The sequence below is a fragment of the Nonomuraea glycinis genome (assembly GCF_014646515.1).
Lineage (GTDB): Bacteria > Actinomycetota > Actinomycetes > Streptosporangiales > Streptosporangiaceae > Nonomuraea > Nonomuraea glycinis.
On record NZ_BMNK01000012.1, the window covers coordinates 42,495 to 69,359 of the forward strand.

Sequence of the window (26,865 nt, forward strand, 5' to 3'; positions counted from 1 at the left end):
AGCCGAAGCTTCCCCGGCACGAGCCGAAGCTTCCCCGGCACGAGCGGAAGCGCGGGGTTTTACCCTTGCGGCATGGCGATGAACGTGGCGGGTGCGCGCGGGCGCAAGCCGGAGACCCGGCTGGGACTGGTGCGGCGAGCCCGGCGAATGAACCGGATCCTCGCGGAGACCTACCCCGACGCCCACTGCGAGCTCGACTTCGCCGACCCCTTCCAACTCCTGGTCGCCACGGTGCTGTCGGCGCAGACCACCGACGTGCGGGTCAATCTGACCACCCCGGCCCTGTTCGCCCGCTACCCCACCGCCGACGACCTGGCCGTCGCCGACCCGGAGGAGCTGGAGGCCATCATCAGGCCGACCGGCTTCTTCCGGGCCAAGGCCAGGTCGCTCCTCGGGCTGTCGGCCGGCCTGCGGGACCGCTTCGGCGGCAAGGTGCCCAAGACGCTCGACGAGCTGATCACCCTGCCGGGAGTGGGCCGCAAGACGGCCAACGTCGTGCTCGGCAACGCCTACGACCCGGAGACCGGCGAGCCCTTCGGCGTGCCGGGCCTCACCGTCGACACGCACTTCCAGCGGCTGGTCAGGCGCTTCGGCTGGACCGACGAGACCGACCCGGTCAAGATCGAGCAGATCGTGGGTGGGCTCATCCCCAAGAACGAGTGGACCGTCTTCTCCCACCGGGTGATCTGGCACGGCCGCCGCATCTGCATCGCGCGCAGACCCGCCTGCGGCGTCTGCCCGCTCGCCGCGCTCTGCCCCTCCTACGGCACCGGCCCCACGAACGCCGAAGAGGCCCGCAAGCTGGTACGTCCCGGCCCGTTCTCCTGACCGGGAAGTCCTCAGGGCCCTGCCGTGTTGGAGGTTTCGTGACTGATGCGCCTGACTGGCTCGCCCGACTGGCCGCGCAGGCCGCCCGGACCAGTGTCCCCGCCGGGTTGCGCCCGCCCCCGCGCGGTGGCCGGGCCGCCGCGGTGCTGCTGCTGTTCGGCGAAGGGCCGCTCGGCCCGGACGTGCTGCTCATCCAGCGCAGCGCGCTCGGGCGCAGGCACGCGGGGCAGCCGGCCTTCCCCGGCGGCGGCGTGGACCCGGAGGACGGCGGGCCGGTCGCGGCGGCGCTGCGCGAGGCTGAGGAGGAGACCGGACTCGAGCCTGGCGGGGTGCGCGTGCTGTGCACGATGCCCGAGCTCTACCTCTCGCACAGCGACAACCGCGTCACCCCGGTGCTCGGCTGGTGGCACACGCCGTCCGCGGTGCACGCCGCCTCACCCGCCGAGGTCGAGTCCGTCGAGCGGGTGCCCGTCGCCGAGCTCGTCGACCAGGACAACCGGATCACGCTGCGGCACCCCCGCGGGGGCTCCGGGCCGGCGTTCCGGGTGCGGGGCATGCTGGTGTGGGGGTTCACCGCGATGGTGCTCGACGCGGTGCTGCGCGAGGGCGGGCTCGAACGGCCGTGGGACCGCGACCGGGTGGAGGAGATCCCGCCCGACGTGTTAGAGCTCGCTGCCCGTGGCTAGCGCGATGCCCAGCGAGGCCCAGCCGGCCACGTCGGCGTCGCTGTCGCCGGTCAACCTGCGCAGCGTGGCCAGTCCGGTCCGGTCGGGCGGGTTGCCCAGCACGTGCTGCAGCGCGTAGGCCGCGCCGTACCTCACCCGGGAGTCGGCGTGGCCGGCCAGGTCGATCACCGAGGGCAGCGAGCGCGGGTCCGCCAGGTGGCCGAAGGCGATGAGCACCGAGTAGAGCACCATGGCGTCGTCCTCGCCGGCCGCCAGGTAGCGCAGGACGGGCAGCGTGCGGTCCACGTACACCGGGAGCATGCCGAGGATGTCGACGCCCAGCAGGCGCTCCGCGACGCTGTCGGCGGCGCACAGCCGCCGCGCCTCGATGAAGGACTCGAGATCGCCCCGCTCCCGCAGCATGGAGATCACCTGCCAGCGCACCGGTCCGTCGGGATCGGGGTCGTCGAGAGCGGCCTCGATGAGCTCGCGAACTGTTCTCGGGGCCGGCGGCATAGCGATCACGGTAGCCAGCGCGCTATCGGGGTCCTGCCCGAAGACGTGCACACTTGACCGGATCCCTGGTTAGCTTTGAAGCGTGCGCGGTGATCTGCTTGACCTCATATTGATCGGCCTCGTGATCGCCTTCGGCGTCTCGGGTTACCGGCAGGGCTTCATCATCGGCGTCATGAGTTTCGTCGGGTTCGTCGGCGGGGCGGTGCTGGGCGTGTTCATCGCCCCGCCGATCTCCCGTGCCGTCGTCGACGGCGACACCCCGCAGGCACTGCTCGCCATCGTGATCGTCTTTCTGTCCGCGACGATCGGCCAGTTCGCCTCCTCCACCATCGGGGCCGTGGTGCGCAGCCATGTCACCTGGGAGCCCGCCAAGGTCGCCGACGCGGTCGGCGGCACGTTCGCCAGCGCGCTGTCGGTCCTGGTGATCGCCTGGCTGATCGGGTCACTGATCGTCTCGACGTCGTTCTCCCCGCTGGTGGACCAGGTCAAGGGGTCGCTGCTGCTCACCACGGTCGACGACGCCATCCCGCAGGCCGCGCGCAACTGGCAGCAGCCGTTCAAGAAGTTCATCGACCGCTCGGAGTTCCCGCCGGTCTTCGACCAGATCGGCGCCGGCCACATCGTGGACGTGCCGCCGCCGGCGCAGAGCGTTCTGCAGGGCGCCAAGCTGGGCCGCGCGCAGCGGGCCATCGTCAAGGTGCAGGGCACCGCCGAAAGCTGCAACAAGCACATCGAGGGCACCGGCTTCGTCTACGCCAGGGACCGCATCATGACCAACGCGCACGTCGTCGCGGGCGTCACGCGCGACCTGCAGGTCATCGACTCCGAGAACCAGCGCCACGCGGCCAAGGTGGTGCGCTACAACCCCCGCCGCGACATCGCCGTCCTGTACGTTCCGGGGCTGAACCTGCCGACCCTGGCCTTCGACGACTCGGCCGAGAAGGGCAACAACGCGATCATCGCCGGATTCCCCAAGGGCAAGGGGTTCACCGCCGAGCCGGCCCGCATCCGTGGCCGCCTCGACGCCGAGGGCCCCGACATCTACCGCAGCTCCAACGTCACCCGCTCGGTCTACGCGGTCCGGGGCAGGGTGCTGCCGGGCAACTCGGGCGGCCCGCTGCTGACCGTCGACGGCCGGGTGTTCGGCGTGATCTTCGCGGCCGCGATCAGCCAGGAGGAGACCGGCTACGCGCTGACGGCCGCCGAGGTCAAGCCCGACGCCGACCGGGGCCGCACGGACACCATCGCCGCCGACACGCAGGCCTGCGACTGACCCAACCGGTCAGTCCGGCAGCGCCTTCAGGACCAGCCTGCTTCAGCCCGGCAGCGCCTTCAGGACCAGCCGGATGGCCTGCGCCGGGTCGCTGTCGTAGCTCAGCCCGGACGCCGCCCTGCCCACCGCGTCGTACGGCTCGCCGTAGCCCTGCACGCGGGCGGCTCCCCGGCCGAAGAGGGTCAGCGCGCCGCGCCCGTTGCCCCGCTGCAGGTGCGTCAGCCCCACGCAGATCTGCGCGAGCCCCTGCCACAGCTCGCGCTCCTCCTCAGGCGCGCACTTCCAGCGCCCCTCGAACACCTCGTGCGCGTTGAACGGCAGACCCTCGCTCAGGAAGCGTCGGCCGTCGGCCAGCGCCTGCTCGCTGCTCGGCGCGTAGTCGTCCGGGACCCTCGGCAGGCCGGGCGCGCCGTGCGGAAGCGGCCGGCCGTAGGCGTCTCGCGGCCGGGAGTTACGCGGCCGTCCCTCGGCATCACGGTCTCTCATCGGTCCGGCTCCGGGTCCGCCAGCCAGCCGAGCAGCTCGTTGTCGAACATCTCAGGTGCCTCCTCGTGAGGATAGTGGCCCGCACCTTCGAGCAGCCGCCACCGGTAGGGGGCCGCGACGTAGCGGCTCGACCCCTGCGCGGTGCGCGGCAGGATGCACCGGTCCTGAGCTCCGTGCAGTTGCAGGGTGGGCGCCTCGATCTCGGTGCGCATGGCCTTGGCGTAACGCAGCCCGTCGGGGCGGAACTGGGAGCGGCCGAACCACCGGTGATATTCCAGCGCGCAGTGTGCCACGGCCGGGATCCGGAAGGCCTCACGATAGGTGCCGGCGGTCTCCTGATCGGGCCAGCCGGGCGCCGACCAGCCGTCGAGCAGCTTGCCGACCAGCGCGGCGTTGTCCCGGGTCAGCCTGCGCTCGGGCAGCAGCGGAAGCTGGAAACCGAGCCGGCGCCCGCTCGCCCTGAGCTGCCCGACCGGGTCGCTGAGCAGCGAGCCGCGCAGCCGCAGCGGGTGCGGCGCCGACACCGTGACCAGCCGGTACACCGACTTGGGCTCGAACACCGCCATCGTCCAGCCGAGCAGGCCGCCCCAGTCGTGGCCGACCACGATCGCGCCCGTCTCGCCGAGCGCCCGGATCAGCCCGGTGGCGTCGGCGGCCAGCGTGGGCAAATCGTAGCCGCGCGGCGGCTTGTCACTGCCGCCGTAGCCGCGCAGGTCCACCGCGACGGCCCGGAACCCCGCCGCGGGAAGCGACCGGAGCTGCTGCCGCCAGGTCCACCAGAACTGCGGGAACCCGTGCAGAAGCAGCACCAGCGGGCCGTCACCGGCCTCCACGACATGGAAGCGGGTGCCGCGGGCATGCACGGCACGGTGTGTCCACGGCCCCTCGATCCGGACGACCCCCTCGTCAGGTGCCATCACGACTCACCGGCCCGGCCACCGGGAGAGGCTGCTCCTCCGGCGTGGCGATGTCCTTGAGGCCCTTGAGCGACCTGGTGGTCCGCTTCATCCCGGCCAGGCCCTTCAGTCTGCGGGTCCCGATGAAGACCAGCAGCGCCGCGACGATCAGGTAGAACACCGTCACGATGAGGAAGGACACCCACATGGACAGCCACTGCGCCAGGAAGAACGCGATCGTGAACGACGCGAGGATCAGGCACAGGTGCGCGATGAAGGCGGCGCCGGCGAACAGGCCGCCGGCCGTGCCGACCCGCTTGGCGTCGAACCTGAGCTCGGCCTTGGCCAGCTCGATCTCCGAGCGGACTAGGTCGGAAATGTGGCTGCTCGCCTGAGCGACCAGCGAGCCCAGGGATTCTTCCTCGGGAGTCTGCGGCATGAACGTCTCCTATCGAGGCCTGGTGGCCGTGTCAATCATCATTCAGCGCGATATCTCGTACGTGAAGCGCACCGCCGTTATGTCCCGGCGGTGCGGCTTTTGCGACAGCCTCGCCAGTCCAAGCCGCATGAACGGCCGGGCACCGCCCCAGAAACCTGCCCACCACGAGCCCCGCAATCACCATTCACAGAACTACCCGATCAAAGAACATAGCGTCGAGGGCCGACGAGTCCGGCGTCACCCCCGCCTTCGTCGTACGGGCTGTGCCGGTAACAAGCGCGGCCTGGGCCGGTAACAGGCGCGGCCGTACACCCCAAAATTTCGGGATGTACGGCCGAGTGCCGGACTTTTGTCGCTATTCCTCGGTCTTGGCCGAGGGGAGCTTCTCCGAGATCAGGTTCATCACCGTGCTGTCGGCCAGCGTGGTGACGTCGCCGATGCTGCGGTTCTCCGCCACGTCACGCAGGAGACGTCGCATGATCTTGCCGGAGCGGGTCTTGGGCAGCTCAGGGACCACCAGGATCTGGCGTGGCTTGGCGATCGGGCCGAGCGTCTTGGACACGTGCGCGCGCAGCTCCGCGGCGATGTCCGCGCCCTCCTCGGCGCCGCCGCGCAGGATCACGAACGACACGATGGCCTGGCCGGTCACCGGGTCGGTGGCGCCTACCACGGCCGCCTCCGCGACCTTCGGGTGGCTGACCAGCGCGCTCTCCACCTCGGTGGTGGAGATGTTGTGGCCGGAGACGAGCATGACGTCGTCCACCCGGCCGAGCAGCCACAGGTCGCCGTCCTCGTCCTTCTTGGCGCCGTCGCCGGGGAAGTACATCCCCTCGAACCTGCTCCAGTAGGTGTCGATGTAGCGCTGGTCGTCGCCCCAGATCGTGCGGAGCATGGACGGCCACGGCTCGCGGATCACCAGGAACCCGCCGCCGCCGTCCGGCACGCTGTTGCCCTGGTCGTCGACCACGTCCGCGCTGATGCCGGGCAGTGGCCGCATGGCGGCGCCGGGCTTGGTCGCGGTGACGCCCGGCAGCGGGCTGATCATGATCGCGCCCGTCTCGGTCTGCCACCAGGTGTCCACGACCGGGCAGCGGTCCCCGCCGATGTGCTCGCGGTACCAGACGTAGGCCTCCGGGTTGATCGGCTCGCCGACCGACCCCAGGATGCGCAGGCTGGACAGGTCGAACTTGGCGGGGATGTCGTCGCCCCACTTCATGAACGTCCGGATCGCCGTCGGAGCGGTGTAGAGGAGCGTCACCTTGTACTTCTGGACGATCTCCCAGAACCTGCCCCGGTGCGGGGTGTCCGGCGTGCCCTCGTAGATCACGCTCGTCGCGCCGTTGGCCAGCGGGCCGTACACGATGTAGGAGTGCCCGGTCACCCAGCCGATGTCGGCCGTGCACCAGTAGATGTCGTTGTCCGGCTTGAGGTCGAAGACCGCGTTGTACGTCCAGGCGGTCTGCGTCAGGTAGCCGCCGGTGGTGTGCAGGATGCCCTTGGGGTTACCGGTCGTGCCGCTGGTGTAGAGGATGTAGAGCGGGTCCTCGGCTTCGTTGGACACGGGGGTGTGCTGGTCGCTCTGCCGGTCGACCAGGTCGTGCCACCACACGTCGCGCTCGTTGACGGCGACCTCCTGGCCGGTGCGGCGCACCACCAGGACGTTCTCCACCTGCGGGCACTCGGCCACGGCCTCGTCCACCGTCGGCTTCAGCGCGGACGGGGCGCCTCGGCGGTAGCCGCCGTCGGAGGTGACGACGAGCTTGGCGTCGGCGTCGTGGATGCGGCTCTTCAACGCGTTCGCGGAAAAGCCGCCGAACACCACCGAGTGGATCGCGCCGATGCGCGCGCAGGCGAGCATCGTGATCGGCAACTCGGGGATCATCGGCAGGTAGACCGCCACCCGGTCGCCCTTGCCCACACCCAGCTCCTGCAGGGCGTTGGCCGCCTTGGACACCTCGGCCTGCAGGTCGCTGTAGGTGATGGTGCGGCTGTCGCCCTCCGGCTCACCCTCCCAGTAGTAAGCCACCTTGTCGCCGTGACCGGCCTCGACGTGCCGGTCGACGCAGTTGTAGGCGACGTTGAGCTCACCGCCGACGAACCACTTGGCGAACGGGGGATTCCACTCCAGGGTGGTGTCCCACCGCTTCGTCCAGGTCAGCCGCTCGGCGGCCCGGTCCCAGAAGCCGAGATTGTCGGCGGACGCCTCGGTGTAGGCGTCCACGGTCACGTTGGCGGCCGCTGCCAGGTCGGCCGGTGGTGCGAACCTGCGGTTCTCGTGCAGCAGGTTGGACAGCGCCTGGGGTTCGTTGCCGGGGGTCTCCGGGGCCACCTCGTGCTCCTTCTACGGCCAGATGGGATAGGTCGTCTCCCACTCCACCAGGTCAGGGGCCTCCACCACAAGAGGTCTAGACAGGTCTGTACCTTTGACTGTATGGGCCGCATTGTCAGTCAGACAGCGTGACAAATGCTATTAAAACGTTGTCGTCTCGGGATCTCTTAATTATGGAACGAGACAATGAAGACGCATTTTTCGCGCTTTTTGGGTCCCCGCAGGGTTTCGGGGAAATGCCCGCTCCCTGCCCTCAGGGTCCCGCGGGCCCGCGGGTAGGGTCGGGTCCCGTGACAGACCCTTTGGCCGCGATCGCGCAGCTCCCCGGTGTCGCCGAGGCGGTCGACACCGCCCGCGAGGCCGTGGACCGGCTCTACCGCCACCGAGTCCTGCGCCGTGCCAGCCCGGCGGTGTCCACGGAGTCCTCCCTGCGTGGCGCCCGCGCCTCCGCGGCGATCGAGGGCGTGGACGTACCCCTTGAGGCCCTGCGCAGGGACGAGGTGCACGATCCGGTCGTCCAGGGCGCTCTGCGCGCGTCGGCCGAACTGGGCCGGCTGGGGTCCACCTGGCGTCAGTCGCCCAGGCAGGTGCTCGCCCGGTTGCACACCGTGGCCGCGGCGGGGCTGGCGGACGAGCCGGACCTGGGCCGCCCGCGAGCGGTCCCAGACGAGCCGGACCTGGGCCGCCCGCGAGCAGTCCCGGATCCCCTGGGGCTGGGCCCGGCGCCGGCCGCCGAAGAGGCCGCGGCCCGCTTGGAGAGCCTTTTCACGCTGCTGTCCGCCCCGACGAAGGCGCCGGCGCTCGTGCTGGCCGCCGTCGTGCACGCCGAGCTCGCGGTACTGCGGCCGTTCGGCACCGCTGACGGCGTCGTCGCGCGCGCGGCCGAGCGGCTCACCCTGGTCGAGTACGGCCTGGACCCCAAATCGCTGGTAGCGGTGGAGGTCGGGCATCTCGACCAGCCGTACGCCGAGGGGCTGCGTGCTTACCTGACCGGCACACCTGAGGGGGTATCGCAATGGATACAACAGTGTGCCTCGGCGGTCACGCTCGGTGTGCGCGAGACGGCGGCGATCTGCGAAGCGATGCAGAGAGGCTGACGACATAGCGGACGGCGTCTCGATAGGAGACGCCGTCTGCTCGTGCATCACACCGGGTTACCAAGCGTGCACCTCTATTCGTCGGATCGGGTCAAGCCCGTCTCGACGCGCCTCCCGCGGCTGGTCGCGCGTGGGTGCCCGGTGGATGCACCCGGACAACTGGTCCGTGTCACCTTTGTACGACGGATCTGCCCTGATGGGAACCCCTGAGAACAAGACCTTTACCCGGCCGTGGCGGCGACGCGGTGTGCCGGGGGAAGTAGCGCCCGGGCGTGTGGTTACCAAGCCGTGACGATCACACAGCGTGATCATCTTTATGTGATCGTTATCCCATAGGGAAAAAACTTGGCGAAAACGCGACTTTGCTCCTCGACGAAAGTCGAGTGGATCGGGCAGCATACGGGGGTATCACCCGAAACCGCAGCGAGTGTGCGTGGGGATTGGTTTCCGGCTCCCATGCCTTGCCGTGGTCAAGTGACGAAAGCTTTCTTCTATAACGGGACCGGCTCTACCCCCCCAGAGCCGGACCGGTAGGCGACCCCCGCTCTCCCCCCCGGCGGGGGTCGCCCCTTTTCCAGGTTTTCCACAGGCTCTGCGGCCGACGAGCCAGCTGTCCACAGAATCCCGTTCACCTCCGCGCGACCGTCCCGGTCCTCCGCATGCTGAGCCTCCCGAACGACAGGGAGGCCCCGATGCACCGCCCACTGGTCATCACCGAGGATCGAGACCTGCTCGACGACCTTGTTCGCATAGCCGCCGCGGCCGGAGCGCAGCTCGACGTCGCCCACGTCCCGGCGCACGCCCGCCCCTTCTGGAGCCTGGCGCCCCTGGTGGTGGTCGGCGCCGATCTGGCCGACGCCGTGGCCGCCTTCGCACCGCCCGCCCGGGACCGGGTGCTGCTGGTGACCCGCGACCCCGGCCACCCGGACACCTGGCGACGATGCGTCACCGCGGGCGCCCAGGCGGTGGTGTCGCTGCCCGAGGAGGAGCGCCGTCTCGTGGACGAGTTCGCCGACGCGATGGAGCCCGATCCGCGTTCAGGCGCCGTCCTGTGCGCGATCGGCGGCCGTGGCGGCGCGGGCACCAGCGTGCTGTCGGCCTGCCTCGCCCTGCGCGCCGCCGGCGATCACCGGCGCACCCTCCTGGTGGACGCCGATCCCCTCGGCGGCGGCCTCGACGCGCTGCTCGGCCAGGAGGAGACCCCGGGCGCGAGATGGGCGGACCTCGTAGCCAGGCAGGGCCGCATCAGTTCCGCCGCCCTCCAGGCCGCGCTGCCGTCCTGCGGGGATCTGGCGGTGCTCTCCTTCCATCGAGGTGCGACCCAGGCCATTCCGGCGCAGGCCATGCGCTCGGTCCTGGAGGCGGGCCGCCGCGGCTTCGACCTGGTGGTCGTGGACCTTCCACGGCACCTGGACCCGTCCGCGATCGAGGCGCTCAGCAGGGCGAGCCGCACACTCCTGGTGGCCACCGCCGACGTGCGCGGCGTCCTGGCCGCCGCACAGGTCCTGGAGCAGGCCGGACGGCACACGGCCGACATCCGCGCGGTCATGCGCCCCGGCATCCTCGACCACGACGTGGCGGCCGCCTCCCTTGGCATCCCCGCGGCCGGGCACCTGGCCGACCAGCCGCGCCTGACGGCCACCCTCAACCGCGGCGATCTGCCGAAACTCGGCCCGCGCACCGTGCTGGGCGGCTTCTGCGCATCGCTCCTGCACGACCTGCTGCCCGCATGAGCCCGCACGTGTCCGCCCAACTGGTCGAAGCCGTGCGCGTACGGCTGGCCCGCGCGGGAGTCGAGCCCACCGCCGCCCAGGTGGCCGTGGCCCTCCGGGCGGAGAGATCGGTCTACGGCGACGCCGAGATCCTCGCCGTCGCCCGCGCCCTGTGCGCCGACCTCATCGGCGCGGGCCCCTTGGAGCCCCTGCTGGCCGAGCCCGACGTCACCGACGTGCTCGTCAACGGCCCCCGCGAGGTGTGGGTCGACGACGGGCAGGGCCTGCGCCTCACGTCGGTCACCTTCACCGACGACGGCGCCGTCCGCAGGCTCGCCCAGCGCCTGGCGGCCGCCGCGGGCAGACGCCTGGACGACGCCTCCCCGCACGTGGACGCCCGCTTGGCCGGAGGCGTCCGCCTGCACGCCGTCCTGCCTCCCATCGCCTCCGGCGGCACCTGCGTCTCCCTCCGGCTGCCGCCCCGACGCACGTTCACGCTCGACGATCTGGTGGCCGCGGGCACGATCACACCGCCGGTGGTCCCGATGCTCACCGCCCTGGTGTCGGCCAGGCGAGCATTCCTGGTGACCGGCGGGACAGGCACAGGGAAGACCACGCTGTTGTCGGCCCTGCTGTCGCTGGCGGACCCGGGCGAGCGGCTCCTGCTGGTCGAGGACTCCGCCGAGCTGCGCCCCCTGCACCCGCACGTGGTCCGCCTGGAGACCCGGCCGGCCAACCTGGAGGGCGCGGGCGGCGTGGGCCTGCGTGACCTGGTGCGACAGGCGCTCAGGATGCGTCCGGACCGCCTCGTCGTAGGGGAGGTGCGCGGGTCGGAGGTCGTGGACCTGCTGGCCGCCCTCAACACCGGCCATGAGGGCGGCTGTGGCACCCTGCACGCCAACACCGCGACCGACGTGCCCGCCCGCCTTGAGGCGCTGGGCTGCGCGGCGGGCTTGAGCAGGGAAGCCGTGCACAGCCAGCTCGCCGCGGCCCTGGACGTGGTCATCCATCTGACCCGCACCCGCCCGGCCGGACGACGCCGCGTCTCGGAGATCTGCCTGCTCTCCCGAACGTCGACCGGCCTGGTCGAAGCCGTCCCCGCCGTGACCTTCGACCCCGAAGGCCGCCCTCGTCCAGGCCCTGCCTACGCGGCCATGGCCGCCGGCCCGCAATCATGATCGCGGGCCAGGTGGGGCCTCGATGACCGGACTCCTGGTGGCCACACTCTCCACAGCTCTCGCCGTATGGCTGTGGACAGGACCAGAGCCGGCGGAGCTTCGGCTCCACAGGCTGACCGCCCGCAAAGGGGATCCCTGGCGGCACTCGCTGCGGCGGCTGCTCACCCGTCCGAGCCCGGCCCGCCGTGCGCAGGCGTGGCGCCGGGCGTCGATAGAGCTGTGCCAGGCGCTGTCGGCCGAGCTGTCCGCCGGTCGCACCCCGGGAGAGGCGTTGACCAGGGCGGTCTCGGCGGTGGACCTCCCTGACCCCGAGGCGCTGCGCCCGGTTCTGGCCGCGGCGAGAGATGGCGGCGACGTGTCCCGGGCACTGGTGTCCGCGGCCCCGGCTCAGGGCGGAGAAGGCCTGGTCCGCCTGGCCGCGTGCTGGGACATAGGGGTGAGCGCGGGCGCCGGTCTCGCGGCCGTGGTCGAGCGGGTGGGCAGCGCGCTGCGTACCGCCCAGGCCCACCGCCAGGACGTCGCCGCGCAACTGGCGGGCCCACGCGCCACAGCCAGAATGCTGGCCGCGCTCCCGGCCCTGGGTCTCCTCATGGGCGCGGCCCTCGGCATGCGACCGCTCGGCTTCCTGCTCGGCGGCGTTCCCGGTCTGCTCTGCCTGACCAGCGGGATCGCCCTGGACGTCGGTGGCCTGTGGTGGACCCACCGGATGGCCGTACGCGCCACGGAGTCCTGACCCGCCGCACACGCGGCACGCCGGAGCCCATCGGCTCGGCGATCCCGAACGGAAAAGCACTGATGCTGGAGCTCATTGCCACGGTCTGCGCCGCTCTGGCGGCCTGGCTGTGGACACCCGCCACCACCCCGTCGCAACGCCTGGCGAGATTGCTTCCCCGGCCCACCTCCTACGCGACGAGCCGAAGCCACCCACAAGCACCGCTCAGCCCTTCGACCCGCAGCACCGGTTCTCCGAGCGCCGGTTCTCCAAGCGCCGGCTCTCTCAGAACTGGCTCTTTCGGAGCCGGGTTTCACGAGGCAGGGCTCCGCAGGGGAGGGCTCAACTCCGACGCACCGCCCTCGCATATCCGGCTGAGCACGGACGACGGTCAATCCAGGAGCATCCGCCCTGATTCCGCAGATCCGCCTCTCCCCACCTGGCTCGACGAGCCGCTGGCACGCCGACTGACCAGCCGTACACTCATCCCCGCCACCTGCACGGGACTCGTCGTCGGCCTGCTCATCGGTGGTGTCGCGGGTGTCGTGGCGGCCCTGCTCCTCGCACCCGTGGTGGCGGCCATCCTCCACAAGCGAGACCCGCCAGAGCTCCAGCGAGACCGCCGCCGGATCGCCGCCGACCTCCCCTTCGCCGTCGACCTCATGGCCGCCTGCCTCCTCGCCGGCCAGCCGGTGACCGCCGCCACCCAAGCATCCGCAACGGCGATAGCAGGCCCACTGGGGGACCGTTTGAGCTGGGTAAGCGCCCAACTACGCCTCGGTGCCGACCCGGAACCCACCTGGGCGTTCCTCGCCCGCGAACCCGCCATGGCCCCACTCTCCCGAGCGATGAGCCGAGCAGCCCAAAGCGGCGCACCCGTCGCGGACGTGCTGACCCGCCTGGCGGACGACGCCCGCGACGCCACCCGAGCCGCCTCGGTGGCGGCAGCACGCAGCGTAGGCGTCAAGGCGGTGGCCCCCCTGGGCCTCTGCTTCCTCCCGGCCTTCGTCCTGCTCGGCATCATCCCCGTGGTCGCAGGCCTCGCATCCGCCATCGTCCTCCCCTGAGCAGCCACCCCGCTCTCTGACAACCTCGGAGAACCGGACGCCGCGAACGACCTGCTTGTCCCGCTGTTCACTTTCAGACTCCGCAAACGGCATTAACTGCGCTCATCGCCGTCTGCGGCGCGTTAGTGGAGGCTTTCGCGCGGGAGTCGCAGCGGATACGGACGTTCGCCGAGGTGTTCCTCCGCGCTGCGGCCCTTTGACGCTGATCACTCGGATTGTTCCGGCTGAACGTGCGCGGAACAGACGACGTGGACCCTGAGTTAGTTGTCCACAGCCTCGCTCCTCCTTCCGTCGTTATCCACAGAACGACGCTCGGCCCGCTGGCTCAAGGCCGTCTTCCGCGAGCCTGGAACTCCCTCGCCGGTCACCTCCCCTTGACCGGCAACGAGCACTGGGAGACACCCATGCCTGACTGCGCCATCAGCCCGAACAATGAGCTCACCGGGAACAATGAGTTCAGCCCGAAGGAAGCCGTCAGCCCGGAGAAAGTCCTCACCCGAAAGGAAGCCGCCAGCCGGAACAAGACCGCCAGCCTGGACGAGACCAGCGCCGCAGCAGACACCTCGCGATCCTCCCAGGCACGCAGCTTGAAGGTCCGGAGCCAGCGCCTGAGCGCCCACTGCCGACACTGGTGGTCCGACAGGCGAGCCCGTATCACGGGTGCCCATGGTGATCGCGGTATGTCCACAGCGGAATACGCCGTAGGCACGATCGCGGCCTGCGCATTCGCCGCGCTGCTTTTCAAAATCGTCAACAGCCCCGAGGTGACCGAGATGCTCTCGGCGCTCATAGACCGCGCACTCAAGCTCAACGGATGACCGCCCACCCGACAGCGATACCAAGGACGACCGGACGCTCGACATCACGAGGCTCCGTGACAGCGGAGACCGCCGCGATGCTGCCTGCGCTCGTGGTGGTCCTGGCAGCCGCGCTATGGGCCATCCAGGCGGTAGCGGTCCAACTGGAGTGCGTCGACGCGGCGCGAGTCGCAGCACGAGCAGCGGCCAGAGGCGAGCCCTTGGACGAGGTCCGCACCCTCGTCCGCGTAGCCACCGGCCACGAAGCCCAGGTCAACGTAAGCCGAAACTCAGAGCAGACAAGAATCGAAATCTCCGTCGAAGTACGACCCCCTTGGGGCCCGGCACTCCCCGCAGTCCAAGTCACCGCATCCGCGACCGCCGCCACCGAGCCCTGACTCACCGTCGACACCCGCCCCGACCTCGGCGGCAGGCAGCGTCGGCACTGCAACCCCGTGTTTCCCGGCCCTTGCCTGCGGGCGGGGCCGGCATTCGGTTCGTGCGTCGGCGTTCGTAGCCCTGATCAGGTGCCTTTCCCGCGACCGGCACCGGGCACCTTGCCACCAACTGGATCGATCCTCTTGTCGCAGCGGATCAGAGCCCAACATGAGAGTGAAAATGTCTGCCAGACGCAGTGACAGAGGATCGGCCACGCTGTGGGCCGTCGCCCTCATGGGTCTCCTCATGGCGGTGGCCACGGCCCTCGCCATGGTGGGTTCCGTACGCGTTGCCCGTCACCGCTTGAACGATGCCGCCGACCTGAGTGCCCTGGCGGCGGCCAAACTCGCCATCATCGACCCGAAGTCAGCCTGCGCCCATGCGGCGGCCATCGCTGAGGAGAACGGTGTCGAGCTGTCCAACTGCACGATCACCGGTGAAGTCGCAGATGTCTGGACAACGGTGAAGTTCTCACTCCCCGGTCTGGGCACACGCACCCTGACTGGCAGATCAAGAGCAGGACCAGCCCGTCAGGAACACCCCTAACCCAGCAAATCACCGAAGCGCTCTCCTTTCCTGCCCGCCCGTAAGGCCCCTTACGTCTACCCCGCTTAGAGCCTGCTGGCAAAGGCTTTGCTCGCTGAGGCCGGGCGAAGGATGTCCTGGCCGAGGGCATCTTCGAGTGAAGCCCTGCGGACAGGAGCGGCGTCAGCCGCGGCGCCTCGGATGCCTCCTGCGGAGCGGTGTCCCGCAGACGGTGGGCGGTGGGGCGGCTTGGTCAGCTCGCCTGATCGATGACGTCGTGGAGGTACTGTACGGCGAGCTTTTCGGCGTGGTGACGGGGTTCGATCACCGCTTCGGTGTCGTCGAGCCACTGCCGGTAGAGCTCGACGCAGGCGAGCAGGGCCTGACCGGCGTCGTGCCGGTCGTAACCGCAGAGGGTTCCTTGAAGGGCGCGCGCCTCGTCCGGTGCGATGGATTCGAGGTGGCGGACGCCGCGCGGTGACGCACCCACCCGCCGAGCGGCCAGCGGACCCAGCACGGCCTCGCGCAGGTAGCCGAGGAAGCCGATGACCTCGAACAGTTCGCCGCGGCCGAGTTTCGTCGCGCCGTAGTGCACCCAGACCCAGAATCGGTCCTCGATCCACTGGAGGTCGAGCGACGGGTCCGCCGGCGGATGCTCCGCCAGACAGGCGGCCAGGTTGCCGTCTCGGTCCCACAGGATGTCCGGGTCTTCGACGCGCTCGGCGAAGTCGGAGGCCCGCACGAACTTGAAGTCGACGTGGAGGAGGGCCGGCCCGACAAGTGTGATAATCAGGCGGGGTTCGCCGACGTGCTCCCCGGTGAAACCCGCCACCAGGGCGGTCCATGAGCCGATCAGCTCAAGACGCTCCTTCATGACCGAGTCGAACGCCTCGTCGTCGATGACCACGATGAGATCGACATCGGAGTACACATCGGGGTGTCCCCTCGCGATCGACCCCGCGACGGCAACACCGGCCACTCTCGGATCTTGCTGAACCCGAGGAAGCGCGTCGCTGAGGAATTTTTCGTGCAGGAAAAGAGCGTCCATAGCGTTCCTTTTCGATACGAACAAAGTCTTCGGACGTACCATGCCGTCCGGCCAGCCCGGATTCGTAAGCCAGTTCTGCTGCGTCCTCCTGGCGGACAGCTCTGCGCGGTATCGACACCGTCGGTCCGGCGAGGCCGCCGACATGTGGAATATGAGGCCAGAAGCGCTGATACGTGGCACCCCGGCAGACACGACCACTATGGACCAGCTGACCAACACCTGTCCGCTGAGGCCTTTTATGACGGCCGGAACGCCTCTGTGATGCCCAGCAGACTCCCGTTCAGAGACTTTCGGCCAACTTCATGACATCTGTACGTGTGCGAGGTGACAATACCTGGTCGGCTACCGCTAGCTCGGGTCTTGGCGATAGGCGGGCAAGCGGGCAAGCGGAGGAAGGGCGGGTAAGCGGGCAGGTAGGCAGGGCAGGGCAAGGCGGGCGGGCAGGCGGAGGAAGGGCGGGCAAGCGGGCAGGTAGGCAGGGCATGCAGGGCAGGGCAGGACAAGTCGGGCGGGCAGGCGGGCGGGCAGGTGGGCGGGGAGGCAGGGCATGCAGGGCAGGGCAGGGCAAGGCGGGCGGGCAGGCGGGCGGGCAGGTGGGCGGGGAGGCAGGGCATGCAGGGCAGGGCAGGGCAAGGCGGGCGGGCAGGCGGGCGGGCAGGTGGGCGGGGAGGCTGTGGTTGTGAGGGTGGTGTGGTGATTCTTGAGCAGGGTGCGGTCAGGGGTCGAGGAGGGTGGCTAGGAGGCGGAGGGCGCCGCGTTTGTCCAGGGGTTCGTTGCCGTTGCCGCACTTGGGGGACTGGATGCAGGAGGGGCAGCCGCGTTCGCATTCGCAGGAGGCGATCGCCTGGCGGGTGGCGGTGAGCCAGTCGGTGGCGCGGGCGTAGCCGCGTTCGGCGAAGCCGGCGCCGCCCTCGTGGCCGTCGTAGACGAACACGGTGAGCAGGCCCGTGTCGGCGTGGAGCTCGGTGGAGACGCCGCCGATGTCCCAGCGGTCGCACGTGGCGAACAGGGGCAGGAGGCCGATGGCGGCGTGTTCGGCGGCGTGGGCGGCGCCGCCGAGGTCGAAGCCGTCCTCGGCCAGCGCGGCCACCTCGGAGGCCGGCAGGGTCCACCAGACGGCGCGGGTGCGCAGGGTGCGGGGCGGTAGGTCCAGGGGCTCGTCGCCGAGTGTCTCGCCTGATTGGAGGCGGCGTTTGAGGTAGGAGACGACCTGCCTGGTGACCTCGACCTCGCCGAAGTGCAGGGTGCCGGGTCCCAAGGAGTGGGAACGGAGGGTGGAAAGGACAGAAATGTCGGTGATGTCGCGGGCGAAGGTGGAGTAGTCGGGCTGGGCGCTGGATACCAGGGCCACGCCGGCTTCTAGGTCGAGAAGCTCCACCAGGAACGTTTCGCCCTGGTGGATGTAGACGGCGCCGGTGTGGACCATCGTGTGTGCGGACGGCTCGTCGACGCTGCCCAGCAGGCGGCCGGTCGAGGACTCCACGACCTGGATCGGCGCGCCGCCGCCGCCCCGGATGTCGGCCAGGTCGGTGGCGCGCTCGCGCCTGGTCCAGAACCATCCGGCCGGGCGCCGGCGCAGCAGGCCGTCGGTGACGAGGGTGTCGAGTACGGCGGCCGCGGCGTTGCCGAAAGTGGGCAGGTCCTCCTCCGTCAGGGGGATCTCTGCGGCGGCGGCGCACAAGTGGGGACCGAGGACGTACGGGTTGTCGGGGTCCAGGACGATCGCCTCGACGGGCTGGCCGAACAGGGCCTCGGGGTGATGGACCAGGTAGGTGTCCAAAGGGTCGTCCCGGGCGATGAGCACGGCCAGCGCGTCCTGGCCGTCGCGGCCCGCCCGGCCGGCCTGCTGCCAGAGGGAGGCGCGGGTGCCCGGCCAGCCGGCGATCAGTACGGCGTCCAGGCCGGACACGTCCACGCCGAGCTCCAGCGCGTTGGTGGTGGCCAAGCCCATGAGCGTGCCCGAACGCAACGCCTTCTCCAGAACCCTGCGGTCCTCGGCCAGATATCCGGCCCGATAGGCCGCGACCTTGTCGGGCAGATCGGAGCCCTCCGGCAGCGCCCACGCCGGACCCCCCTCGCCCTGAAGACTCGCGGACCCGCCCACCCCCGAGTGGGGTTCGCCCACCTCAACGAGGGGCTCGCGCTCCCCTGGGAGGGGTTCGCCCGCGCGGGACTCGCCGAAGCCGGCCAGACCCGAATCGGGATGCTTTGCCGACGCTTCTGCCGCACCGGATGAGTCCGAAAGGGACAGCCCCGAATGGGGACGGTCGGCTGCGAAAAGGCCGGGGTCAGGGTGTTCGGTCAGGGGATTTCCGCCATCGGGCTGGCCGGAGGGGGCCAGGCCCGAGTTGGGATGGGTGGCTGCGGAGGAGGCGGGGTTGGGGTGGGGGGTGACCGTGCTGGGGTGGGTGGACAGGGAGAAGGCGATGTCGGCGAGTTTGGCGCGGGCGGTGAGGGCCACCGTTTCGGCGCCGCGGCGGGAGCGGACGAAGGCGAGGGTGCGGACCTCCGCCAGCACCAGGTCCGCCAGCAGGTCAGCCGCCTCGGCGGTGGCCGTGCGCCGCACCGGCGCCCCTCCTTCGCCGCGCAGCTCCGTCAGGGGCGGCTCCCAGAGCGCGACGGTCGTCGAACCCTTCGGCGAGGCGTCCGTCGTCACCTCGGCCATCTCAAGCCCGGTGAGCCGCTTGGCGAACGTGCCGGGCTCGCTGGCGGTGGCCGAGGCGAGCAGGAACGTGGGCTGCGTGCCGTAGCGGGCGCAGACGCGGCGCAGGCGGCGCAGGATCTGGGCCACGTGGGAGCCGAACACGCCGCGGTAGCCGTGGCACTCGTCGACGACCACGAGGCTCAGCCGCCGGAAGAACGCCGACCACTGCGCGTGCCGGGGCAGGATGCCGCGGTGCAGCATGTCGGGGTTGGTCAGGACGTAGTTGGCGTGCTTGCGGACCCAGGTGCGCTCCTCGTACTGCGTGTCACCGTCGAAGCAGGCGGCCCGCACCTGGGTGATGCGCAGGTCACGGATGCCGCGGAGCTGGTCGGCGGCCAGGGCTTTGGTCGGCGTGAGGTAAAGAACGGTGCCGCCGTCGAGACAGGAGGCGATCGCCGGGGTGAGGTAGGCGAGCGACTTCCCCGAGGCCGTGCCCGTGGAAATGATCACGTTTCGGCCACGATAGGCCAGGTCGGCGGCCTCGTACTGGTGGGGCCACAGCCCCGTGACGCCGTGGTTCGCCGAGCGCGTAACCAGCAGTTCTGGAGCCCAATCCGGCCATCTGGCTTGACCTGCCTGACGTGCTGGAACATGCTCCACATGGGTGACACGCTCGTGACGTGCGGGAACTCCGAGCAGGTGGTGGAGGAGTGGACCCGTTCGGTGTGGGGAGGATGCGGTGGAAGTCACTGTTTCCAGTCTGCGTCCGTGGGCAAAGTCGTCGGGAATCGTGATTTCGTGTAGACACAAGCCGGACGCGTGGTTGAATGCCGCGCGTCAGGGTCCGGCAGTCGGGAGCCCCGCTCCAGAGTGCCAGGCCCGCAAGGGTAGTTTCGCAGGCGAGGCGCTGGAGGATCTGTGGATCTGAAGTTGGATCACCGCACCGAAGACGGACTCACCATCGTGGAGGTCGAAGGTGAGATCGATGTCTACACGGCGCCGAGATTGCGTGAGCTCCTCATCGATCTGGTGAACAAGGGCAATTTCCACCTGCTCGTCAACATGGAGAAGGTGGACTTCCTGGACTCGACGGGTCTTGGTGTCCTGGTCGGTGGGCTAAAGCGAGTTCGTGCGCACGACGGCTCCCTGGAGCTGGTGTGCACCCAGGAGCGCATCCTCAAGATCTTCCGGATCACCGGGCTGACCAAGGTCTTCGGGATCTACGCTTCGGTCGACGAAGCCAAGGAAGCTCACGGCAAAGACAAGTAGCATGGCTACCGTCGAGCTGATGTTCAGCGCTCTTCCCGCCCACGTGCGGACCGCCCGGTTGGTGGCGACGGCGATAGCCCGCCGCACCGGCGTGGAGGAGTCCCTGCTGGACGAGGTCCGGCTCGCCGTGGGTGAGGCGTGCTCCCGGGCGGTTGAGGCGCATCGCGCACACTGCCCGGGCGAGCCCATTCGCATCGAGCTCAAGGACGACTCGGGGCGGTTCGAGGTCACGGTCAGTGACCAGGCGCCCAGCGATGAGATCAAGCAGGAGCAACCCCTTGACCTGGGCATGCTCTCGGACTCGTTCATGTCCGGTTTCGGCATCGCCGTGATCGCGGGCCTGGCCGACGACGTGGAGGTCTTTCCCAGTCCCAAGGGCATGCGCATCCGCATGAGCTGGCCCGCCGCCAACGGCCACCCGAGCTAGGAGCGTTCCAGAGGCTCCTGAAAGCCTACGGGCCGGCGTTAAGGACATCTTCGGCACCGCACGGCCGCGTAGCGCCGTACGGAGGCGTTCAGGGCGTTTCAGGCAGGTGTGCGGCGCGGCGCGCGGGTGGCGGATGCCACCGGACGTGCCTGTGTGCCGTGAGACCGGAGTCTTCCAAGATTCTTGCGAAGGCTCCGGTCTCGCCATGTGCGGGCGACGCGCCGACGGGTTTCGGGCGGCACTTTTTTCCGCGCAGTCACGGCCGTAAAGCGGGGGAAATATCGCATGTCAGATACCAAAACGCCCTGCTGTCAGGCGCTTACCGGACGGGCGCACAATTCCCCGCCCTCAGAGCCTTCATATCTGAGAATCCCCTGCGTAGACTCCCGGCACCGGCCAAGGTGATCTGGCGAAACCGCGGATTCAACCGGAAGCGGCACCCACAACCCGGATGGTGCCGCACCGCCCAGCCGAACCTTGCAGCGCCACCCGGGCAGGACGACCGGTCTTGCCGAGGAGAACGATGTATAGCCACGTGCTGGCACTGGAGCCAGCGTCCAATCTGGCCCTGAGCTCGAACAACCTCACCATCGTGATCGTGGTCGCCGCGGTCGCACTGCTCGCACTAGCCGTCGCCGGCGGCCTGGTGCGTGAGGTGCTGGCCGCCGACCAGGGCACGGAACGCATGCAGAACATCGCCCGTGCCGTGCAGGAAGGGGCCGCCGCCTATCTTACGCGGCAGTTCCGGACACTGGCGATCTTTGTCGTGATCATCCCGTTCCTGCTGCTTCTGCTACCAGGCGAGCTCGACGTACGCGTCGGCCGCTCGATCTTCTTCGTGGTCGGCGCGGTGTTCTCCGCCCTGACCGGGTTCATCGGCATGTGGCTGGCCGTGCGTGGCAACGTCCGCGTCGCCGCCGCCGCCCGTGAGTCGGGCGAGAAGCTCGCCATGCGCATCGCCTTCCGCACCGGCGGCGTGGCCGGCATGTTCACCGTCGGCCTGGGCCTGCTGGGCGCGGCGGTGGTCGTCTTCATCTACCAGGGTGACGCGCCGGGCGTGCTCGAAGGCTTCGGCTTCGGAGCGGCGCTGCTGGCGATGTTCATGCGAGTCGGCGGCGGCATCTTCACCAAGGCCGCCGACGTCGGCGCCGACCTGGTCGGCAAGGTCGAGCAGGGCATCCCCGAGGACGACCCGCGCAACGCGGCGACCATCGCCGACAACGTGGGCGACAACGTCGGAGACTGCGCCGGCATGGCGGCCGACCTGTTCGAGTCGTACGCGGTCATGCTGGTCGCCAGCCTCATCCTGGGCCGGGTCGCCTTCGGCGAGGAAGGCCTGATCTTCCCGCTCATCGTCCCGATGATCGGCGTCATCACCGCGATCATCGGCATCTTCGTCACCCGCATGCGCGACGGCGACCGCAACGGCATGGCCGCCATCAACCGCAGCTTCTTCATCTCGGCCGCGATCTCCGCGGTCCTGGTCGCGGCGGCGACGTTCTGGTACCTCCCCAGCAGCTTCAGCGAGCTGTCCGGCTCGGCCGTGCAGTCCGACGCCGACCCGCGGATCATCGCGATCGGCGCGGTGCTCATCGGCCTGGTCCTGGCCAGCGCCATCCAGCTGCTGACCGGCTACTTCACCGAGACCACCAGGCGTCCCGTACGGGAGATCGGCGAGAGCTCGCGCACCGGCGCGGCGACCGTCATCCTGGCCGGCATCAGCGTCGGCCTGGAGTCGGCCGTCTACTCGGCGCTGATCATCGGCGGCGCGGTCTACGGCGCCTTCCTGCTCGGCTTCGGCAACGTGACGGTCGCGCTGTTCGCGGTCGCGCTGGCGGGCACCGGCCTGCTCACGACGGTCGGCGTCATCGTCTCGATGGACACCTTCGGGCCGGTCTCCGACAACGCGCAGGGCATCGCGGAGATGTCCGGCGACGTCGAGGGCGAGGGCGCCCAGGTGCTCACCAGCCTCGACGCCGTCGGCAACACCACCAAGGCCATCACCAAGGGCATCGCGATCGCCACCGCGGTGCTCGCGGCGACGGCGTTGTTCGGCGCCTTCAGGACCGCGGTGGAGGGCGAGCTGCCGGCGGGGTCGGTGTTCAGCCTCAGCGTGGACGCGCCCAACGTGCTGGTCGGTCTGATCATCGGCGCGGCGGTGGTGTTCCTCTTCTCCGGCCTGGCCATCTCGGCGGTCGGGCGGGCCGCGATGCGGGTGGTCTTCGAGGTACGCGACCAGTTCCGCAACAACCCCGGCATCATGGACGGCACGGTCAAGCCGGACTACGGCCGGGTGGTGGACATCTGCACCAAGGACTCGCTGCGCGAGCTGGCCACGCCCGGCCTGCTGGCGGTCCTGACGCCGATCGCGGTCGGGTTCGCGCTGGGTTACGCGCCGCTGGGCGCCTTCCTGGCGGGCGCCATCGCGTGCGGCACCCTGATGGCCGTCTTCCTGTCCAACTCCGGCGGTGCCTGGGACAACGCCAAGAAGCTGGTCGAGGACGGCCACCACGGCGGGAAGGGCTCCGAGGCGCATGCCGCCACGGTCATCGGCGACACGGTCGGCGACCCCTTCAAGGACACCGCGGGTCCGGCCATCAACCCGCTGATCAAGGTGATGAACCTGGTCGCGCTGCTGGTGGCGCCCTCGGTGGTGCTCTACGCGAGCAACCCGGCGGTGCGCATCGGCATCACGGTGCTGGCGGTCGGCGTGGTCGTGGGCGCGATCATCGTGTCCAAGCGCCGTTCGGTCAATGTCGAGCCGATCAACAACGACAACGACAGGAAGTCGGAGCCTGTGGCCTCCTGACCTGCCTGGCGACGCCCGCTCCACGTACGACTGGAGCGGGCGTCGCGCCGTCTCGGGGGGTGTTGGCCGGGCGGATGGTCACGGTGCGAAACTGGGCGGATGGAAGACAAGCCGCCCTCCGGTGGAAAAACGCTGGCCATGATCCTGCTCGCGATGTTGACCATCCTGGCGGTGCTCGTCGGACTCGCCCTGTGGGCGTCGAGAGGATGAACGCGATGCGTACTCTGATCGTGCTTCGCCATGCCAAGGCGGCCCACACGACCGACGTGACCGACCACGACCGGAAACTGACCGATCGCGGTGAGCAGGACGCCGAACGGGCCGGTGCGGAGATCCGCGGCCTGGGGCTGGAGCCGGACCTGGTGCTGTGCTCGACGGCACGGCGAACCAGGCGCACCGCCCAGCTCGCCCTGCCCGGCGTCGAGACCGACCATCAGGGCCTCATCTATCAGGGCGTCCTCGAGGAGCTCCTGGAGCTGGTGCGCCAGGCCGGGCCGGAGCGGCGGACCGTGGTGCTGTGCGGTCACAATCCGGGCGTGCTGGACCTGGCCCTGTCGCTGACCGGCGGAGACTTCGCCTTCCCGCCGGGCGCGTTCGCGGTGATCCGGACGGAGTCCGAGTGGGCGGACCTCTCGCCGGGAGACGGCAGCCTGGTCACCCACTGGAACCCCAAGGAGCACTGAGACTCAGCGCGAGGACAGCAGGCCGTCCTCGGCGTCGGCGGCCTCCACCTCGGCTCTGGAGATGCCCAGCAGATAGAGGATCGAGTCGAGGTATGGCGTGTTGACGGCAGTGTCGGCGGCCTGCCGCACGACGGGCTTGGCGTTGAACGCGATGCCCAGCCCGGCCGCGGCGATCATGTCGAGGTCGTTGGCGCCGTCGCCGATCGCCACGGTCTGGCTGATCGGCAGCCCGGCCTCGCGCGCGAAGCGCTCCAGCGCCTTGGCCTTGCCCGGCCGGTCGACGATCTCGCCCACCACCCGGCCGGTCAGCTTGCCGTCCACGACCTCCAGGACGTTCGCGGCGGAGTAGTCGATGCCCAGGTCGTCCACCAGGGCGTCGGTGATCTGGGTGAAACCGCCGCTGACGATGGCGAAGCGGAAGTCGAGCCGCTTGAGGGTACGCACCAGCGTGCGGGCGCCGGGAGTGAGCACGACCTCCTTGCGTACCAGCTCGAAGACCTCGGCGGGCAGCCCTTCGAGCAGGGCGACGCGGCGGCGCAGCGACTCGGCGAAGTCGAGCTCGCCGCGCATGGCCTCCTCGGTCACCCGGGCGACCTCTTCGAGGCAGCCCGCGTGGGCCGCCAGCAGCTCGATGACCTCGCCCTGGATGAGCGTGGAGTCGACGTCCATCACGATGAGCCGCTTGGCCCGCCGCGACAGTCCGGTGCGTTGTACGGCCACGTCGACCTGCTGGGCGGCGGCCTCGGCGGCCAGGTCGATCCTGAGCTGGTCGGGGTTGGCGCCGGAGACCGACAGCTCGATGCAGGTGACGGGCCACTGGGCGAGGCGTTCGATGCGGTCGATGTTGGCGCCGGCGGCGGAGATCCGCCCGGCGATGCCGGCGATGGCCGCCGGCTGCAGGGTGGCGCCCAGGACGCTCACCGAGAGGCGACCCCGGCGGCGGTGCTCCCTGGTCTGGGATCCGGTGGAGAGCTCCACCTCCATCCCGAGGTCCTCGGCGACGCGCTCCACGGCGGTCCACATGGCGCCCAGCGTGCTGCCGGTGCCGGTGGAAGGGCCGCCGGAGTAGGTGACGAGCACGCCGAGCGTGAGGCGGCCACGGATGACGACCTGCTCGATGTCAGAGACGGTCACGGGAAAGCCGGACAGGACGGAGAACAGGCGCGAGGTGACGCCTGGCCGGTCAGGGCCGGTCAGAGTGATCAGGAGGGTACGCTGGTCCACATTCAGCCACGGTACTGCGCCCATGTCGGTGCTCGCGTAGCAGGTACGGCTTTCCGACAGATCAGCCGCTCATGATGAGGTGTGTGTCGCCGAACTCGTGCCACAGGTAGCCCTCCCGCAGGGCCGCCTCGTAGGCCAGGCGCAGCGCCGGTCGCCCGGCTATCGCGCTCAGCATCAGCAGGTGGCTGGAGCGCGGCTCGTGCAGGCCGGTGATCAGCCCGGTGACCACCTGTACGCCCGCCTCGGGGGTGATGACGCGGGTGGTCCAGCCGGCTGACGCCGTCACCTGGCCGTCGCCGTCGACGACCGTCTCCAGCGCCCGCACCACGGTCGTGCCCGCCGCCACCACCCTGGCGCCGCCGTGCCTGGCCAGGTTGACCTGGCGGGCGGTGGCCTCGGGCACCTCGTAGCGCTCGGCGTAGGGCGGCTCGTCCTTCTCCGGCGAGGCCACCCCCGTGTGCAGGGTGATCGGCGCTATCCCGATGCCCCGCGCCACCAGGGCCGTCACCAGCTCCGCGGAGAACGGCCGGCCCGCGCTGGGCATCTCGGCGCTGCCCGGCACCGTGGCGAACACGGTCTGGTACGCCTCGATCGGCCAGTCCCGGTCCACGTAGGAGTAGCGGATCGGCCGTCCGTGCTCGCGCAGGTACGCCTGCACATCCCGGTCCAGCTCGGCCCGCCACAGGCGCGGCGTCTCCCGCCCGAGCAGCCGCAGCGTCGCCCGTCCTGGCATCGGCAGCCACTCGCCCGGCTCACAGCCGCCGTACGGCTCACTCGCGGTGGACGTACGGCGGCGCAGCTCGACCAGCCAGGTGCCGTCCTCCCGCGCGGTGGAGAAGTGCACCGCGAGCCGGTCCAGCCGGACGGCGGCGGGGAGCGTCGCCGAGTTGTTGACGACGACCAGGTCGCCGGGGGAGAGCAGGCGGGGCAGGTCGGTGAAGCGGTGGTGCGCCGGCTCACGGTCTCCGTCGGAGACGAGCATGCGGACCGCGTCGCGGGCGAGCCCCCTGGCCTCCGGCGGCTCGTGCGCGGACAGCGCGGGGGGCAGCGCGAAATCCAGGGCGGCGGTCATTGCAGGCTCACTCGGCCGCTGGCGGGCCTGGAGCGGACCAGGTCGTGCAGGGTGGCGGCGACCTTGGCGGGGTCGGTGGCGGCGGCGGCCTCCTGCTCGCCGACCGCGTCGGCCAGCATGCGGGTGTTCATCTCGCCGGGGTCGGCCCACCAGACGGCGACGTCGGGCTCCTCGGCTGCCAGCACGTTCGACAACTGCTCCAACGCGGCCTTGGTCGCCCCGTACCCGCCCCAGCCCTCGTAGGCGCCGTTCGCGGCGTCGGAAGTGATGTTCACGATCGCGCCGCGACGGGCGCGCAGCGCGGGCAGCGTGGCCTGGATGAGCGCCAGCGGGGCGGTCACATTGGTCTCCAGCAGCTCCCTGAACGGCTCCAGCGGGTAGCCCGCCAGCGGCGGCAGCGGGGTCACGCCCAGCCCGCTCGCGTTGTTGACCAGCAGGTCCAGCTCGGGTACGGCGCCGGAGAGCCGGGCCACGTGCCCGGGGTCGGTCACGTCGCCGGGGATCGCGGTGGCGCCCAGCTCGGCCGCGGCCTTCTCCAGGTCGGCCGCGCCACGGGCGGTGAGCACGAGGTGCCAGCCTGCCTCCGCCAGTGACCTGGCCAGAGCCAGGCCGAGCCCGCGGGAGGCGCCGGTGATGAGTGCGGTGTTCGTCATGTACGCAACGCTAGAAATCGGCCGTCACCCGCACATCGGGCGCAAGGTCCGGCCAGGCCTGGGCCCATCGTCCTAGGA

The 26,865-nt window shown here is 70.2% G+C and carries 25 protein-coding genes; 15 read left to right on the forward strand and 10 right to left on the reverse strand.

What is annotated here, in order from left to right; translation table 11 throughout:
* The first annotated feature begins 78 nt into the window (after positions 1-78).
* Positions 79-828, forward strand: a complete 750-nt coding sequence (nth, locus tag IEY87_RS29360) for an endonuclease III (RefSeq protein ID WP_372462262.1) — start codon at positions 79-81, stop codon at positions 826-828.
* Positions 829-866: 38 nt separating this feature from the next.
* On the forward strand, positions 867-1,514 hold the full coding sequence (locus tag IEY87_RS29365; RefSeq protein ID WP_189142064.1) for an NUDIX hydrolase: 648 nt from the start codon (positions 867-869) through the stop codon (positions 1,512-1,514).
* On the opposite strand, the gene IEY87_RS29370 is transcribed toward IEY87_RS29365, so the two are convergent.
* On the reverse strand, positions 1,491-2,009 hold the full coding sequence (locus tag IEY87_RS29370; protein ID WP_189142065.1) for a HEAT repeat domain-containing protein: 519 nt from the start codon (positions 2,007-2,009) through the stop codon (positions 1,491-1,493). The two genes, IEY87_RS29365 and IEY87_RS29370, sit on opposite strands and share 24 nt — an antisense overlap.
* Before the next feature lie 82 nt (positions 2,010-2,091).
* Between IEY87_RS29370 and IEY87_RS29375 the strand changes: the two genes are divergently transcribed.
* Positions 2,092-3,282 (forward strand): MarP family serine protease, encoded by a 1,191-nt coding sequence (locus tag IEY87_RS29375; RefSeq protein ID WP_189142066.1) that lies wholly within the window; start codon positions 2,092-2,094, stop codon positions 3,280-3,282.
* 42 nt (positions 3,283-3,324) lie between these two features.
* On the opposite strand, the gene IEY87_RS29380 is transcribed toward IEY87_RS29375, so the two are convergent.
* The 4 genes from IEY87_RS29380 to acs form a co-directional block, all read right to left on the reverse strand.
* Positions 3,325-3,768, reverse strand: a complete 444-nt coding sequence (locus tag IEY87_RS29380) for a DUF309 domain-containing protein (protein ID WP_189142067.1) — start codon at positions 3,766-3,768, stop codon at positions 3,325-3,327.
* Positions 3,765-4,685 (reverse strand): alpha/beta fold hydrolase, encoded by a 921-nt coding sequence (locus IEY87_RS29385; protein ID WP_189142068.1) that lies wholly within the window; start codon positions 4,683-4,685, stop codon positions 3,765-3,767. The genes IEY87_RS29380 and IEY87_RS29385 overlap by 4 nt, the downstream gene beginning before the upstream one ends.
* On the reverse strand, positions 4,675-5,103 hold the full coding sequence (locus IEY87_RS29390; protein ID WP_189142069.1) for a phage holin family protein: 429 nt from the start codon (positions 5,101-5,103) through the stop codon (positions 4,675-4,677). The genes IEY87_RS29385 and IEY87_RS29390 overlap by 11 nt, the downstream gene beginning before the upstream one ends.
* 355 nt (positions 5,104-5,458) lie before the next feature.
* Entirely contained in the window at positions 5,459-7,432 is a 1,974-nt protein-coding gene (gene acs, locus IEY87_RS29395) for an acetate--CoA ligase (protein WP_189142070.1), read from the reverse strand.
* A 290-nt stretch (positions 7,433-7,722) separates the two neighbouring features.
* Between acs and IEY87_RS29400 the strand changes: the two genes are divergently transcribed.
* The 8 genes from IEY87_RS29400 (at position 7,723) to IEY87_RS29430 (ending at position 14,979) form a co-directional block, all read left to right on the forward strand.
* Entirely contained in the window at positions 7,723-8,529 is an 807-nt protein-coding gene (locus tag IEY87_RS29400; RefSeq protein WP_189142071.1) for a Fic family protein, read from the forward strand.
* Positions 8,530-9,221: 692 nt separating this feature from the next.
* The gene (gene ssd / locus IEY87_RS29405; RefSeq protein ID WP_189142072.1) at positions 9,222-10,262 is read left to right on the forward strand and encodes a septum site-determining protein Ssd; all 1,041 of its coding nucleotides are present in this window, start codon (positions 9,222-9,224) and stop codon (positions 10,260-10,262) included.
* Entirely contained in the window at positions 10,259-11,419 is a 1,161-nt protein-coding gene (locus IEY87_RS29410; RefSeq protein WP_189142073.1) for a TadA family conjugal transfer-associated ATPase, read from the forward strand. The genes ssd and IEY87_RS29410 overlap by 4 nt, the downstream gene beginning before the upstream one ends.
* Positions 11,420-11,441: 22 nt before the next feature.
* Positions 11,442-12,152 (forward strand): type II secretion system F family protein, encoded by a 711-nt coding sequence (locus IEY87_RS29415; RefSeq protein WP_189142074.1) that lies wholly within the window; start codon positions 11,442-11,444, stop codon positions 12,150-12,152.
* A 524-nt stretch (positions 12,153-12,676) separates the two neighbouring features.
* Positions 12,677-13,198, forward strand: a complete 522-nt coding sequence (locus IEY87_RS46025) for a type II secretion system F family protein (protein ID WP_225277398.1) — start codon at positions 12,677-12,679, stop codon at positions 13,196-13,198.
* 404 nt (positions 13,199-13,602) lie between these two features.
* Positions 13,603-14,016: a DUF4244 domain-containing protein gene (locus IEY87_RS47030; protein WP_189142076.1), complete on the forward strand. Its 414-nt coding sequence runs from the start codon at positions 13,603-13,605 to the stop codon at positions 14,014-14,016.
* Positions 14,013-14,393, forward strand: coding sequence for a TadE family type IV pilus minor pilin (locus IEY87_RS47035; RefSeq protein ID WP_308112961.1), 381 nt, complete (start codon positions 14,013-14,015; stop codon positions 14,391-14,393). The genes IEY87_RS47030 and IEY87_RS47035 overlap by 4 nt, the downstream gene beginning before the upstream one ends.
* 220 nt (positions 14,394-14,613) lie before the next feature.
* Positions 14,614-14,979 carry an Rv3654c family TadE-like protein gene (locus IEY87_RS29430; protein WP_225277447.1) on the forward strand — a complete coding sequence of 122 codons (366 nt, stop codon included), beginning with the start codon at positions 14,614-14,616 and terminating at the stop codon, positions 14,977-14,979.
* 232 nt (positions 14,980-15,211) lie between these two features.
* On the opposite strand, the gene IEY87_RS29435 is transcribed toward IEY87_RS29430, so the two are convergent.
* Together IEY87_RS29435 and IEY87_RS29440 are read right to left on the reverse strand one after the other, a co-directional pair.
* Entirely contained in the window at positions 15,212-16,150 is a 939-nt protein-coding gene (locus IEY87_RS29435) for a nucleotidyltransferase domain-containing protein (RefSeq protein ID WP_225277397.1), read from the reverse strand.
* A 571-nt stretch (positions 16,151-16,721) separates the two neighbouring features.
* Positions 16,722-19,160: a DEAD/DEAH box helicase gene (locus tag IEY87_RS29440; RefSeq protein WP_229699404.1), complete on the reverse strand. Its 2,439-nt coding sequence runs from the start codon at positions 19,158-19,160 to the stop codon at positions 16,722-16,724.
* A gap of 408 nt (positions 19,161-19,568) precedes the next feature.
* Here IEY87_RS29440 and IEY87_RS29445 point away from each other — a divergent pair, with 408 nt between their 5' ends.
* The 4 genes from IEY87_RS29445 (at position 19,569) to IEY87_RS29460 (ending at position 23,838) form a co-directional block, all read left to right on the forward strand.
* Entirely contained in the window at positions 19,569-19,919 is a 351-nt protein-coding gene (locus IEY87_RS29445) for an STAS domain-containing protein (protein WP_101786510.1), read from the forward strand.
* A 1-nt stretch (position 19,920) separates the two neighbouring features.
* On the forward strand, positions 19,921-20,346 hold the full coding sequence (locus IEY87_RS29450; RefSeq protein ID WP_189142079.1) for an ATP-binding protein: 426 nt from the start codon (positions 19,921-19,923) through the stop codon (positions 20,344-20,346).
* Between the two features lie 523 nt (positions 20,347-20,869).
* Complete coding sequence (locus IEY87_RS29455; protein WP_189142080.1) at positions 20,870-23,155, forward strand: sodium-translocating pyrophosphatase; 2,286 nt, start codon at positions 20,870-20,872, stop codon at positions 23,153-23,155.
* Between the two features lie 215 nt (positions 23,156-23,370).
* Positions 23,371-23,838, forward strand: a complete 468-nt coding sequence (locus IEY87_RS29460) for a SixA phosphatase family protein (protein ID WP_225277396.1) — start codon at positions 23,371-23,373, stop codon at positions 23,836-23,838.
* A gap of 3 nt (positions 23,839-23,841) precedes the next feature.
* On the opposite strand, the gene serB is transcribed toward IEY87_RS29460, so the two are convergent.
* The 3 genes from serB to IEY87_RS29475 form a co-directional block, all read right to left on the reverse strand.
* Complete coding sequence (gene serB, locus IEY87_RS29465; RefSeq protein ID WP_225277395.1) at positions 23,842-25,062, reverse strand: phosphoserine phosphatase SerB; 1,221 nt, start codon at positions 25,060-25,062, stop codon at positions 23,842-23,844.
* Positions 25,063-25,123: 61 nt separating this feature from the next.
* Positions 25,124-26,134 (reverse strand): S-adenosylmethionine:tRNA ribosyltransferase-isomerase, encoded by a 1,011-nt coding sequence (locus IEY87_RS29470; RefSeq protein WP_189142082.1) that lies wholly within the window; start codon positions 26,132-26,134, stop codon positions 25,124-25,126.
* Positions 26,131-26,787: an SDR family NAD(P)-dependent oxidoreductase gene (locus tag IEY87_RS29475; protein WP_189142083.1), complete on the reverse strand. Its 657-nt coding sequence runs from the start codon at positions 26,785-26,787 to the stop codon at positions 26,131-26,133. The genes IEY87_RS29470 and IEY87_RS29475 overlap by 4 nt, the downstream gene beginning before the upstream one ends.
* Positions 26,788-26,865 lie beyond the last annotated feature (78 nt).